This window comes from Streptomyces sp. NPDC055140 (assembly GCF_053607285.1).
In genome coordinates this window covers 285,491-298,443 of sequence record NZ_JBSGTG010000005.1, presented here as the reverse complement: position 1 = coordinate 298,443, position 12,953 = coordinate 285,491, and the positions used below count along the sequence as shown (strand labels likewise).

Genomic DNA, 12,953 nt, shown 5'->3' with positions numbered 1-12,953 from the left:
TTGGCGAATCGGCGCAGCCTCGCCTGCTCGGCAGCGCTGCGGTGTTGCCGTACCTGATGTTGAGGTGGAGTCCAAGGCCAAAGATGGGCACACCCCGCATCGGCGGCTTCAAAAACCGCAGCCGCTGACAGGGCGTGGTTGCCGGTGGTCCAGGTGTCGTCGATGAGCAGGACGCTCTCGCACCAGGGCGGAACGCTGAGCATGTGTAGCGCTCAGCTGAGACGTTGCGGCTGAGTTCGGGCGCCCCCGGCGCCGGTGTGAGCAGGTCGCGGTGGCGGCAGCGGGTAACACCGACCACGTCGGCGACCACGGCGCGAAGAAGATGGTCCGTGCTGCCGCTGGTACTGGGGCCGGGGCACAGTGATGGTGTTGTCGAGAAGCCCGGGTACGCGGAAGAGGCCCGGCAACAGGGGAACAAGGCTGAGAGAACCGAGATTCTCGGGAGGCATCCAGCTGCCGCTCATCGACCCGGAGCCGAACCCCGCAGGGACACTCAAGGTCTGCCGCCAGCGCAGCATCACCCTGGCTCCCGCCGAAGGATCCAAGCACTGGCAGGCCCTCGAATACGGGGGCGAGCAATGGCAGAAGGTCTACTTCCGACTGCGCAACAGCGTCGAGGGATACAACGGTTGCGCAAAAAGTCCCCTCGCCGAAGCCATCGAAGCCGCCGGCGGCCGGCGGATCCGCGGCATCGCGGCTCAGACCGTGCTGCTCGTCTTCCAACTGGCTCACGCCAACCAACGGAAGATCAAGAACTGGGTCGACACCCTGGCGCTGAGCGGACAACGCCCGCGCCGGCGCACCCACCACCGCCGGACGACCAAACCGCACGGAGCCTGGACCCCGACCGGCCATCTATCACCGACAACGTAGGCATCCAGCGCTCATCCGCAGCACCCTCCGGACAACAACAGAGCCCTCACCCCGACCGACCGATCACAGGCGAGGGCTCTTGTGTTCAATGCCACTCTTACAAGCCAGCACGAGCTACCGAGTCGTAGCCAGCGGCTCGATCAACGAGAAACGGGCCCCCACCAGGACTTTCGTCACTGGTGAAGACCCGTTTCGTCGGTTCTTCTTTGTGCGCGAGGGGGGAGTTGAACCCCCACGCCCTTTCGGGCACTGGAACCTGAATCCAGCGCGTCTGCCTATTCCGCCACCCGCGCATTGGGTGTGCCTTCCGGTCCCTCGCCCTTTGGGGGGCGAGCGCCTTCCGACATGCAGAAGATTAGCACGCTGCAGAGGGTGGATTCACATCCGTTTTCGCGGGCACCTGCTGGGCAGGCCCACCCCTGCTGACCTCGCATCCGATGCCGCCCGCCAGCAGTCCGCCGGTACTCCGCCGCCCGTCCGAAGCCTCAGAAGGGGATCCACGCCACCCCACAGCGCCCCCACTCCGCAACCCCACCGCCGACCCCGTCCACACCCCCGATCCCACCTCCACCCTCAAGCTCCGCAACCCCACCTTCCCCGTCCCCTCCCGGCTCCCCCGCCGCGTGCGGGACACTGTCCAGGGACCCCCTCTACGATCCAGCTGTGAGGGTCGACACTCATCGACCGGGCTGACAGGGGGAACCAGCCGATTTCCCGGCGCGTGGATACGATCAGTAAGCAGTACCAGGACGAAAACGAAGGAGGAGGTGCCCCATGGGAGTCCTGAAGAAGTTCGAGCAGCGTCTCGAGGGTCTGGTCAACGGCACCTTCGCCAAGGTGTTCAAGTCCGAGGTCCAGCCCGTCGAGATCGCCGGCGCCCTCCAGCGCGAGTGCGACAACAACGCGACGATCTGGAACCGCGAGCGGACCGTCGTCCCCAACGACTTCATCGTGGAGCTGAGCGCGCCGGACTTCGAGCGCCTCAGCCCCTACTCGGGACAGCTCGGCGACGAGCTGTCCGGCATGGTGCGCGACTACGCGAAGCAGCAGCGCTACACCTTCATGGGACCGATCAAGGTCCACCTGGAGAAGGCGGACGACCTGGACACGGGTCTGTACCGGGTACGCAGCCGCACGCTCGCGTCGAGCTCCAGCCAGCAGCAGTCCCAGCCCTCCCAGCAGCCGCCGCAGCCCGGCCGGGGTCCCGCTTCGGCGCCCCCGGCGGCGGGCGGAGGCTACGGCTACCCGCCGGCGGCGAACGCTGCCGCGGGGTACGGCCAGCCGCCGGCGAGCGCGCCGCCGATGCCCGCGGGGCCGCCTCCGGGCCGCCCCGGGCAGGCACCGGCGGGAGCTCGGCCGCGTAACCAGGCAGGACCGCTGCCCGGCGCTCAAGTGCGTCACTGGATCGAGATCAATGGCACACGCCATCAGATCTCGCGCCCCACGCTGGTTCTCGGCCGCAGCACCGAAGCCGATGTACGAATCGACGACCCCGGCGTCTCTCGCCGGCACTGTGAGATTCGGACCGGAACGCCCTCGACGATCCAGGATCTCGGGTCCACCAACGGCATCGTGGTGGACGGGCAGCACACCACCCGCGCTACGCTCCGCGACGGCTCGCGGATCGTCGTGGGCAGTACCACCATCATTTACCGGCAAGCCGAAGGGTGAAGCGGGGGCAATGTCAGAGCTGACCCTGACGGTCATGCGGTTGGGTTTCCTGGCCGTTCTGTGGCTGTTCGTGATCGTGGCCGTCCAGGTCATCCGCAGCGACCTGTTCGGCACGCGCGTCACCCAGCGCGGGTCGCGTCGTGACAGCGGGCGCCAACAGCAGGCGGCGGCCCGCCAGGCCGCGCCGCCTCAGCAGCGCGCCCAGCAGCAGAACAGCGGTGGAGGCGGCGGGCGGCAGCGCCGCGGCGCCCCCACGAAACTCGTCGTCTCCGAGGGCACCCTCACGGGCACCACGGTGGCGCTGCAAGGCCAGACCATCACGCTGGGCCGTGCGCACGATTCGACGATCGTCCTCGATGACGACTACGCGTCGAGCAAGCATGCCAGGATCTACCCGGACCGGGACGGACAGTGGATCGTGGAGGACCTCGGGTCCACCAACGGCACCTATCTCGACCGGGCCCGGCTGACCACCCCGCAACCGATTCCGCTGGGCGCGCCGATCCGCATCGGCAAGACCGTCATCGAGCTGCGGAAGTAGTACGACAATGAGCGAGCGGAGCGAGCGAGCCGACGCGGTCACCCAAGACCTGAGCGCGCTCCCGACCGGAGGGTGGGCACCGTGCGGATGTACCCGGAGCCGACGGGCGAGGTGCGCATGAGTCTGTCACTGCGCTTCGCCGCCGGATCGCACAAAGGCATGATCCGCGAGGGGAACGAGGACTCGGGCTACGCCGGTCCGCGTCTCCTCGCGATCGCCGACGGCATGGGTGGTCAGGCCGCCGGTGAGGTCGCCTCGTCGGAGGTGATCTCGACGATCGTCGCGCTCGACGACGACGTTCCCGGCTCCGACATCCTCACGTCGCTCGGCACGGCCGTGCAGCGGGCGAACGACCAGCTGCGGATGATGGTCGAGGAGGACCCCCAGCTGGAAGGCATGGGGACGACCCTGACCGCTCTGCTGTGGACGGGTCAGCGCCTCGGCCTCGTGCACGTCGGCGACTCACGCGCGTATCTGCTGCGCGACGGTGTGCTGACGCAGATCACGCAGGATCACACCTGGGTGCAGCGCCTCGTCGACGAGGGCCGCATCACGGAAGAGGAAGCCACCACTCACCCGCAGAGGTCCCTCCTCATGCGCGCGCTGGGCAGTGGTGATCACGTCGAGCCCGACCTCTCCATCCGTGAAGTGCGGGCCGGCGACCGGTACTTGATCTGCTCCGACGGCCTGTCCGGCGTGGTCTCCCACCAGACGATGGAGGAGACCCTCGCCAGCTACCAGGGCCCGCAGGAGACCGTGCAGGACCTGATCCAGCTGGCGCTGCGCGGCGGTGGCCCGGACAACATCACGGTGATCGTGGCGGACGTCCTGGACATCGACAGCGGTGACACGCTCGCCGGTCAGCTGTCCGACGCTCCGGTCATCGTGGGCGCGGTCGCCGAGAACCAGCAGCACCAGCTGCACGACGGCGGTGCGATGCAGACCCCCGCGGGCCGTGCGTCGGAGCTCGGCCGCGGGTCGGGCCGGCAGGTGCCCGGGCAGGGCGGCGGCGGCGGCGAGTTCGGCCCGCCCGGCAGCGGTGACCCGGACGGTTACGCTCCCGAGGGAAGCTTCGGCTCCTACGGCGACGACGACTTCGTCAAGCCCCGGCGCGGCCGTAAGTGGCTCAAGAGATCCTTCTTCATCGTCCTGGCGCTGGCCGTCGTGGGCGGTGGCCTGTATGGCGGCTACCGTTGGACGCAGACGCAGTACTACGTCGGTTCGAGCGAGTCGCATGTCGCGCTGTACCGCGGCATCAGCCAGGACCTGGCGTGGGTGAGTCTGTCGAAGGTCGAGACGGACCACCCCGAGATCGAACTCAAGTACCTGCCGCCGTACCAGCGCAAGCAGGTCGAGGCGACGATCACCGAGGGCAGCTTCGGTGACGCCAAGGACAAGATCGGCGAGCTGTCGCTGCAGGCCTCGGCCTGCAAGAAGGACGCCGAGCGCCGCCAGGCGGAGAACGAGCAGAACGCGAAGACCGGCGAGGGCGAGGCGGGTGGCACCACAGGCGCCACCAAGACGTCTTTCACCACGTCGCGCGCCTCGGCGAAGACAGCGCCGAGTCCGACACCCACGCCGTCCGGAACGGCCAAGTCCAAGACCGCACCGACGCCCACACCTGGCCCCAGCCTCTCGGAGGATGAGCAGAAGCTGGTCCCGCTGTGCGGTAAGCAGTAAGCAGCCGTTGGGGGCCTTTGCACGCCATGAGCAGTAGCACTACACACACGTCGACCATCGGCGCGATCGGTGCGCCGAGCCGGCGCAACACCGAGCTCGCGCTCCTCGCGTTCGCCGTCGTCATCCCCGTTTTCGCGTACGCGAACGTGGGCCTGGCGATCGACGGCTCGCTGCCCGCCGGGCTCCTGGGCTACGGCCTGGGCCTCGGCCTGCTCGCGGGCGTCGCGCACATCGTCGTACGCCGGTTCGCGCCGTACGCCGATCCGCTGCTCCTGCCGATCGCGACCCTGCTCAACGGCATGGGTCTGGTCATCATCTGGCGCCTGGACCAGTCGGAGCGCCTGCAGCAGCTCGCGAAGGCGCAGTACGGGTCGTTCAGCCCGGACGCGCCGAACCAGCTGATGTACTCCGCGATCGGCATCGCCCTGTTCGTGGGCGTGCTCATGCTGCTGAAGGACCACCGCATCCTGCAGCGCTACACGTACATCTCGATGATGGGCGCGCTGATCCTGCTGCTGCTGCCGCTCGTGCCGGGTCTCGGTATGAACGTGTTCGGCGCGAAGATCTGGATCAGCATCGGCGGGTTCTCCATCCAGCCCGGTGAGTTCGCGAAGATCGTCATCGCGGTGTTCTTCGCGGGCTATCTGATGGTGAAGCGGGACGCGCTCGCGCTGGCCAGCCGCCGCTTCATGGGCCTGTACCTCCCGCGTGGCCGTGACCTCGGACCGATCATCGTCGTCTGGGTGATGTCGATCCTGATCCTGGTCTTCGAGACGGACCTCGGTACGTCGCTGCTGTTCTTCGGCATGTTCGTCGTGATGCTGTACGTCGCCACGGAGCGCACCAGCTGGATCGTGTTCGGTCTGCTGATGTCGGCCGTCGGCGCGGTCGGTGTCGCCTCGTTCGAGCCGCACGTGCAGAGCCGTGTCCAGGCGTGGCTCGACCCGATGCACGAGTACATGCTGAGCAGGCAGGGCGTCACCGGTCACTCCGAGCAGGCGATGCAGGCGCTGTGGGCGTTCGGCTCCGGTGGCGTGCTCGGCACGGGCCTCGGCCAGGGCCACTCCGACCTGATCAAGTTCGCCGCGAACTCCGACTTCGTCCTCGCCACGTTCGGCGAGGAGCTCGGCCTCGCGGGCATCATGGCGATCCTGCTGATGTACGGGCTGATCGCCGAGCGCGGTCTGCGTACGGCGCTCGCGGCCCGTGACCCGTTCGGCAAGCTGCTCGCGGCCGGTCTGTCGGGCGCGTTCGCGATCCAGGTGTTCGTCGTCGCCGGCGGTGTCATGGGTCTCATCCCGCTGACCGGTATGACCATGCCGTTCCTCGCGTACGGCGGTTCCTCCGTGATCGCGAACTGGGCGCTGATCGGGATCCTGATCCGTATCAGCGATACCGCGCGCCGCCCGGCGCCGGCTCCCGCCCCCAGCCCCGACGCCGAGATGACCCAGGTGGTCCGACCGTGAACAAGCCCCTGCGCCGGATCGCGATCTTCTGCGGGCTCCTCGTCCTCGCCCTGCTGATCCGCGACAACTGGCTCCAGTACGCCCAGGCCGACAAGCTCCAGTCCGACAAGCAGAACCCGCGCGTCGCCATCGAGCGGTACGCGCAGCCGCGCGGCGACATCATCGTCGACGGCAAGTCGATCACGGGTTCCGTGGCGACGGACGGCACCGACCTCAAGTACAAGCGGACCTGGAAGGACGGGCCCATGTGGTCGCCCGTCACCGGGTACGCCTCGCAGCTGGTCGGCGCGAGCCAGATCGAGTCCATCGAGGACGGCATCCTCACCGGCAACGACGACCGGCTGTTCTTCCGCCGCACCCTCGACATGATCACCGGCAAGAAGAAGGAGGGTGGCAACGTCGTGACCACCCTCAACGCCGCCGCGCAGAAGGCCGCGTACGACGGTCTGAAGAACCGGGGCAAGGGGGCCGCCGTCGCGATCGACCCGAAGACCGGTGCGATCCTCGCGATGGCGTCGACGCCGTCGTACGACCCGTCGTCGTTCGCCGGGATCATGCAGAAGGACGGCGACACGTTCGGCAAGCTCGACAAGAACAAGGACAAGCCGCTCACGAACCGCGCGCTGCGCGAGACGTACCCGCCCGGCTCGACCTTCAAGATCGTGACGGCGGCGGCCGCGCTGGAGCACGGGCTCTACACAGACCCCGACCGGAAGACCGATACACCGCTGCCGTGGATCATGCCCGGCACCACGACGCCGCTGAAGAACGAGGGCAACATCCCCTGCGAGGACGCGACGCTGCGAGTGGCGCTGCGCTACTCGTGCAACACCGTCTTCGGCAAGATCGGCGCCGACCTCGGCAACGACAAGATGCTGGAGACCGCGGAGAAGTTCGGCTTCACCAAGGAGCAGTTCACCCCGGTCCGTTCGAACGCGTCCGTGTTCTCCAAGAACATGAACAAGTCGCAGACGGCGCTCTCGTCGATCGGTCAGTACAACACCGCGGCCACGCCGCTGCAGATGGCCATGGTGGCCTCCGCGGTCGCCAATGGCGGCTCTCTCATGGAGCCGTACATGGTCAGCGAGCTCCAGGCGCCGAACCTCGACACCATCGAGCAGCACACGCCGAAGGAGATGAGCCGGCCGCTGTCGGAGAAGAACGCCCAGATCCTTCAGTCGATGATGGAGACGGTCGTCAGCGAGGGCACCGGCACGAACGCTCAGATCCCCGGCTACACGGTCGGCGGCAAGACGGGTACCGCCCAGCACGGCCTCAACAACAGCGAGAAGCCGTACGCGTGGTTCCTGTCGTACGCGAAGGCCAAGGACGGCAGCTCGCCGGTCGCCGTGGCCGTGGTCGTCGAGGACGGCAGCGCGAACCGTGACGACATCTCCGGTGGCGGTCTGGCCGCGCCGATCGCCAAGAGCGTGATGGAAGCGGTGCTCGCCAAGAAGTGAACCCGATCACGTCTTCTTCACAACGGTGCACGTTGCGATACCGGTCCTGTATCGGGTGACGGTCTCGGGCAGGTCAGGCACGACAGGCCGGGTACGGTATGCCCGGACAGCACACCGCCCGACCCCGCACGGGTGACGGTCGGGACCGACGGAGAGGGCTGGTAGGTAACCATGGAAGAGCCGCGTCGCCTCGGCGGCCGGTACGAGCTGGGCCAGGTGCTCGGCCGTGGTGGCATGGCGGAGGTCTATCTCGCCCATGACACCCGGCTCGGCCGCACCGTGGCAGTGAAGACGCTTCGCGCCGACCTCGCGCGCGACCCGTCGTTCCAGGCCCGGTTCCGCCGGGAGGCCCAGTCGGCCGCCTCGCTCAACCATCCCGCGATCGTCGCCGTGTACGACACCGGTGAGGACTACATCGACGGGACCTCCATCCCGTACATCGTGATGGAGTACGTCGACGGATCCACGCTGCGTGAGCTGCTGCACTCCGGGCGCAAGCTGCTGCCCGAGCGTGCCATGGAGATGACGATCGGCATCCTCCAGGCACTCGAGTACTCGCACCGCGCGGGCATCGTCCACCGTGACATCAAGCCGGCCAACGTCATGCTGACGCGGACCGGCCAGGTCAAGGTGATGGACTTCGGCATCGCCCGCGCCATGGGCGACTCCGGCATGACGATGACGCAGACGTCGGCCGTGATCGGCACCGCCCAGTACCTCTCCCCGGAGCAGGCCAAGGGCGAGCAGGTCGACGCGCGGTCCGACCTCTACTCGACGGGCTGTCTCCTCTACGAGCTGCTGACCGTGCGGCCGCCCTTCGTGGGCGACTCCCCGGTCGCGGTCGCGTACCAGCACGTGCGCGAGGAGCCGCAGCCGCCGAGCGTCTTCGACTCCGAGATCACCCCCGAGATGGACGCGATCGTCCTCAAGGCCCTCACCAAGGACCCGGACTACCGCTACCAGTCCGCGGACGAGATGCGCGCCGACATAGAAGCGTGCCTCGACGGGCAGCCGGTCGGGGCGACCGCGGCGATGGGCGCCGTCGGCTACGGCGGCCACCCCGACGACCAGCAGACCGCGATGCTGCACCCGCAGAACGGCGGCGGTCAGACGTCGATGCTGCCGCCGGTCAATCCGGACGACGGCGGCTACGGCTACGACGACCGCCCCGACCGGCGCCGCCAGAGCCAGGGCAAGAGCCGTACGTCGACGATCCTGCTCGTCCTCGCGGGCGTCCTCGTCCTGGTCGGCGCGATCCTGATCGGCAAGTGGTTCAGCGACGGGAGCGGAAACAACGCTCCGTTCGCGGCGCCCAAATTCGTCGGCAAGACGGTCCCCGATGCCAAGCTCGCCGCCGACAACACGCACCTCAAGCTGGACGCCACGAAGAAGGAGCCCTGCGACAAGTTCCCCAAGGGCCAGATCTGCTCGCAGAGCCCGGCCGCGGGGACCGAGGTCAACAAGAACGACACCATCACGGTGACGGTGTCGACCGGTGCGCCGAAGGTCGCGGTGCCGAACGTCATCGACCGCCAGGTCGACGAGGCAACGGCGAAGCTCGAGGGTGACGACTACCAGTTCGTGGTCGAGACCGAGCCGAAGGAGTCCAGCGCCGAACCAGGCACGGTCCTCGACCAGGACCCGACCCCCGGCAAGGAAGTACAGAAGGGGAGCACCGTCACCCTGACTGTCGCCAAGAAGAAGACGCTCTCCACCGTGCCGGACGTCTCCAACAAGACGTGCGACGAGGCGAAGGCGCAGCTGGCCGACAACAACCTCAAGGGCACCTGCACCGAGGAGGAGAACGCGTCGGTCGAGCCCGGCAAGGTGTTCTCGCAGAGCCTCGCTGCCAACACCCAGGCCGAGCCCGGCTCCACGGTCGTCCTGAAGGTCGCCAAAGCGGCCCAGCAGATCACGGTGCCCGGTGACATCGCCGGCAAGAAGCTGAAGGACGTACAGAAGCAGCTGACGGACCTCGGTCTCGTCCCGGCTCTGTCGCCCGGCTCGTCCAACGACCCGAACGCCACGGTCGTCACCAGCCAGCCCGGCCCCAACTCGCCGGTGAACAAGGGCGACACGGTCACCCTGCTCACCACCCCGCCGAACAACCAGAACGGTGGCGGGGACAACGGCGGCGGCGGGATCTTCGGAGGCGTCACCGGCCGCCAGTAGGCGCCCTCCATGTCATGAAAGAACCCCGGCACCGCAGACGCGGTGCCGGGGTTCTTTCGTTCGGGGGTTTTCGTGCGGTGGTTCTTTCGTGCGGTGGTTCGGGGGGCCTTGCCTTTGGCGGTCGTGCCGTCAGCGCAGCTCCGGCGGAGGCGTCCGATCGCTGTCGACCTTGTCGATCCGCTCCAGCTCGCCCCACACCACATAGCGGTACATGGACGTGTAGACGGGCGTGCACGTCGTCAGCGTGATGTAGCGGCCGGGCTTCTTCACACCCGACTCCTTGGGGACCGGGGCGAGGACCTTCACGTTGTACTTCGACGTCTCGGGGAGGATGTCGTACACCTTGTAGACGTACCACTTGTCCTTCGACTCGAAGACGATCGGGTCACCCTTCTTGATCTTGTCGATGTTGTGGAACTTCGCCCCGTGCCCGTCCCGGTGCGCGGCGAGCGTGAAGTTGCCCTTCGCGGCTGTCGGCAGCGCGGACTTGACCGGGTCGGTGTAGTAGCCGGCGACCCCGTCGTTGAGGATCTTCGACGAGGTGCCCTTCTCGACGAGCACCTCACCGTTCTTCATCGACGGCACGCGCAGGAAGCCGATGCCGTTCTTGGTGTCGAGCGCGCCGGGGCCATGGTCGGCCCACTGGTCGCGCACCTTGTCACCCTGCTTGTGCGCGGCGCGGTCCGCGACCACGTTAGTCCACCACAACGAGTAGGCGACGAAAAGGCCGAGGACCAGGCCCGCCGTGATGAGGAGTTCACCGAAGAGACTGACGGCGCCGGCGATGCGGCCACGGCCGCGTCGTGGCGCGGGCGGCGCCTCGCCGGCCCGCTCGTCGTGGTCGGTCGTCGCTGCCACTGCTTGTGCCCCGTCCCTGTCCCTGAACCTGCGCCTGTTACTTGCTGCTTGCCGTATGCCCCGCTACTGCACGAGCGCGTCCGGCTTCCCCTTGCTGCGCGGCCGTTCCTCGACCATCTTGCCCCAGACGATCATTCGATACGTACTGGTGAATTCCGGCGTGCACGTGGTCAGCGTGATGTACCGGCCCGGAGCTGTGAACCCGGAGCCCTGCGGGATCGGATTGATGACTGTCGTGTTGCTCGGCGGGGTCTGCGGAAGGATGCTCGTCATCTTGTACACGTAGTACGTGTCCTGCGTCTCGACGACGATCGGATCGCCCGGCTGAAGCCGGTTGATGTAGCGGAACGGTTCGCCGTGCGTATTGCGGTGCCCGGCGACCGCGAAGTTGCCGGTCTTGGCGCTCGGCATCGCCGTCTCGATGCTGTCCTTGCCGTAGTGGCCCACCATGCCGTGGTCCAGGACCTTCGTCTTGCTGATGCCCTCGGCGATCGGCACGACGACGTCCAGCTTCGGGATGTGCATGATCGCGAAGCCCTGGCCGGGCGCGAACTTGTCCGGCTCGCGTTTGCCGTTCGCCCAGTCGTCCTGGAGGTGGTGCGCCGCGCTGCCCGCCTGCTGGTGGGCCCGGATGTTCGACCACCACAGCTGGTACGTGACGAAGAGCAGCATCAGCACGCCGATGGTGATGAACGTTTCGCCGATCGCCCGGCTGGCGACCTCGCCGGTACTGGGCTTGCTCGCCCTCGCGGCCCTGCGCGCCTCCAGGCGGCTGCGCGGCGGGGAGGCGGGCTCCGGGGTCTGCGCGGCCGCCGCCGAGTGCCTGCCGCCGTGCTTGGCGGCCTTCCTGCGCGCGGCCCGGCCACCGGTCACCACGGGCGCGGCGGCGGAGCGCCCAGGCGTGCCGGAGTCGGACTCGGAGGCGGTGTCGGTGTCGGTGTCGGTATACGCGTCTGCGTCTGTGCCGGGTTCGACTATTCGCCGGGTGTCCGCGGTGCGCAGGGCCACCGTCTCGTCGTCCGGGACGGGCCGCGGCGGTCTCGCCTCGTACTCGCTGACGGGCGGCACGTACGCGGGCTGCGGCGCCTGCTGTACCTGCGGCTGCGGTGCCTGCGAGGTCTGTGGGGTCTGCTGTTCGCCGCCGTACCAGTCCTGCGCGTAGCCCTGCGGGTCGTACCACTCCTGCTCCGGCTGGGGCGACGGCTGGGCCTGGAGCGGCTGTTGAGCGTGCGGTTGGTGTTGAGGGTACGGCTGGGGCTCCTCGGACTCGTCCGTGGCGCGGAACCAGGGCGAGGGGTGCTGCCCGGGCAGTGGATCGTTCAGTGGGTCGTCGAGACTCTGAACGGCCGCCTCGAACGCACCGGCAGCCTCGTACGGTTCCTGCTCGTACGAGGCTCCCTCGCGCTCGGGGCGCAGGGCGGTCACGCCGAGGCCCTGCCCACGACCGGGGCGAGCCCGGCCGATCGTGCCACCGCGGTCTTGTCGCCGCAGGCGGCCAGCCAATTGGCCAGCATCAGGTGACCGTGTTCCGTGAGGACGGACTCGGGGTGGAACTGCACGCCCTCGACGGGCAGTTCGCGGTGGCGCAGGCCCATGATGATGCCGTCCTCGGTGCGCGCGGTGACCTCGAGTTCGTCGGGGACCGTGTCCGGTTCGGCGGCGAGCGAGTGGTAGCGGGTCGCCGTGAACGGGTTCGGCAGGCCCGCGAAGACGCCCTTGCCCTCGTGCCGCACCAGGGACGTCTTGCCGTGCAGGAGCTCGGGGGCACGGTCCACGACGCCGCCGTACGCGACCTGCATGGACTGCATGCCGAGGCAGACGCCGAAGACGGGCACCTCGGTCGCCGCGCAGTGACGCACCATCTCGACGCAGACACCGGCCTGTTCGGGGGCCCCCGGGCCCGGAGACAGCAGTACGCCGTCGAAGCCGTCCTGCGCGTGCCGCGTCTCGACCTCGTCGTTGCGCAGCACTTCGCACTCTGCGCCCAGTTGATACAGGTACTGGACGAGGTTGAAGACGAAGCTGTCGTAGTTGTCGACCACGAGAATGCGGCTGCGGCTGCGCTCGCCCACTAGTTGTTCACCGTCACATCGTTGAAGGGCAGCAGGGGCTCGGCCCACGGGAAAACGTACTGGAACAGCACGTAGACCACCGCCAGGGCGAGCAGAAGCGAGATCAGTGCCCTGATCCACGTGTTTCCCGGCAGATGCCGCCAGATCCAGCCGTACATGC

General features: G+C 68.0%; 11 protein-coding genes and 1 tRNA gene. 7 read left to right on the top strand and 5 right to left on the bottom strand.

From position 1 onward, the window contains the following. Positions 1–369 precede the first annotated feature (369 nt). Positions 370–873, top strand: a complete 504-nt coding sequence (locus ACWFR4_RS13405) for a hypothetical protein (protein ID WP_453652392.1) — start codon at positions 370–372, stop codon at positions 871–873. Positions 874–1,082: 209 nt separating this feature from the next. Here ACWFR4_RS13405 and ACWFR4_RS13400 read toward each other — a convergent pair. After that, a tRNA-Leu gene (locus ACWFR4_RS13400) sits at positions 1,083–1,166 on the bottom strand. A gap of 481 nt (positions 1,167–1,647) precedes the next feature. Between ACWFR4_RS13400 and ACWFR4_RS13395 the strand changes: the two genes are divergently transcribed. From ACWFR4_RS13395 to pknB, 6 genes are all read left to right on the top strand, one after another. Continuing rightward, positions 1,648–2,544 (top strand): FhaA domain-containing protein, encoded by an 897-nt coding sequence (locus ACWFR4_RS13395; protein WP_116512050.1) that lies wholly within the window; start codon positions 1,648–1,650, stop codon positions 2,542–2,544. A 10-nt stretch (positions 2,545–2,554) separates the two neighbouring features. After that, positions 2,555–3,085, top strand: a complete 531-nt coding sequence (locus ACWFR4_RS13390; protein WP_100597256.1) for an FHA domain-containing protein FhaB/FipA — start codon at positions 2,555–2,557, stop codon at positions 3,083–3,085. A gap of 87 nt (positions 3,086–3,172) precedes the next feature. Next, positions 3,173–4,765 (top strand): Stp1/IreP family PP2C-type Ser/Thr phosphatase, encoded by a 1,593-nt coding sequence (locus tag ACWFR4_RS13385; protein WP_453652503.1) that lies wholly within the window; start codon positions 3,173–3,175, stop codon positions 4,763–4,765. A 26-nt stretch (positions 4,766–4,791) separates the two neighbouring features. Beyond that, the gene (locus ACWFR4_RS13380) at positions 4,792–6,231 is read left to right on the top strand and encodes an FtsW/RodA/SpoVE family cell cycle protein (RefSeq protein ID WP_453459419.1); all 1,440 of its coding nucleotides are present in this window, start codon (positions 4,792–4,794) and stop codon (positions 6,229–6,231) included. Next, on the top strand, positions 6,228–7,691 hold the full coding sequence (locus tag ACWFR4_RS13375) for a peptidoglycan D,D-transpeptidase FtsI family protein (protein WP_453459422.1): 1,464 nt from the start codon (positions 6,228–6,230) through the stop codon (positions 7,689–7,691). The genes ACWFR4_RS13380 and ACWFR4_RS13375 overlap by 4 nt, the downstream gene beginning before the upstream one ends. Positions 7,692–7,862: 171 nt before the next feature. Then, on the top strand, positions 7,863–9,863 hold the full coding sequence (pknB, locus tag ACWFR4_RS13370) for a Stk1 family PASTA domain-containing Ser/Thr kinase (RefSeq protein WP_453652390.1): 2,001 nt from the start codon (positions 7,863–7,865) through the stop codon (positions 9,861–9,863). A 129-nt stretch (positions 9,864–9,992) separates the two neighbouring features. Here pknB and ACWFR4_RS13365 read toward each other — a convergent pair whose 3' ends face one another. From ACWFR4_RS13365 to ACWFR4_RS13350, 4 genes are all read right to left on the bottom strand, one after another. Further along, a complete protein-coding gene (locus ACWFR4_RS13365; RefSeq protein WP_453459427.1) occupies positions 9,993–10,721 on the bottom strand; it encodes a class E sortase in 729 nt (242 codons plus the stop codon). A gap of 63 nt (positions 10,722–10,784) precedes the next feature. After that, complete coding sequence (locus tag ACWFR4_RS13360) at positions 10,785–12,146, bottom strand: class E sortase (protein ID WP_453652388.1); 1,362 nt, start codon at positions 12,144–12,146, stop codon at positions 10,785–10,787. Beyond that, positions 12,143–12,793, bottom strand: a complete 651-nt coding sequence (locus tag ACWFR4_RS13355; RefSeq protein ID WP_453459433.1) for an aminodeoxychorismate/anthranilate synthase component II — start codon at positions 12,791–12,793, stop codon at positions 12,143–12,145. The genes ACWFR4_RS13360 and ACWFR4_RS13355 overlap by 4 nt, the downstream gene beginning before the upstream one ends. Continuing rightward, a complete protein-coding gene (locus ACWFR4_RS13350) occupies positions 12,793–12,951 on the bottom strand; it encodes a hypothetical protein (RefSeq protein WP_389487602.1) in 159 nt (52 codons plus the stop codon). The genes ACWFR4_RS13355 and ACWFR4_RS13350 overlap by 1 nt, the downstream gene beginning before the upstream one ends. Positions 12,952–12,953: the final 2 nt, after the last annotated feature.

What these genes read in the sequence shown, in the direction of transcription:
- ACWFR4_RS13395 (WP_116512050.1), top strand. Translation starts at nt 1,648, where the DNA reads ATGGGAGTCCTGAAGAAGTTCGAGCAGCGTCTCGAGGGTCTGGTCAAC.
- ACWFR4_RS13390 (WP_100597256.1), top strand. Translation starts at nt 2,555, where the DNA reads ATGTCAGAGCTGACCCTGACGGTCATGCGGTTGGGTTTCCTGGCCGTT.
- ACWFR4_RS13385 (WP_453652503.1), top strand. Translation starts at nt 3,173, where the DNA reads ATGTACCCGGAGCCGACGGGCGAGGTGCGCATGAGTCTGTCACTGCGC.
- ACWFR4_RS13380 (WP_453459419.1), top strand. Translation starts at nt 4,792, where the DNA reads ATGAGCAGTAGCACTACACACACGTCGACCATCGGCGCGATCGGTGCG.
- pknB (WP_453652390.1), top strand. Translation starts at nt 7,863, where the DNA reads ATGGAAGAGCCGCGTCGCCTCGGCGGCCGGTACGAGCTGGGCCAGGTG.
- ACWFR4_RS13350 (WP_389487602.1), bottom strand. Translation starts at nt 12,951, where the DNA reads ATGTACGGCTGGATCTGGCGGCATCTGCCGGGAAACACGTGGATCAGG.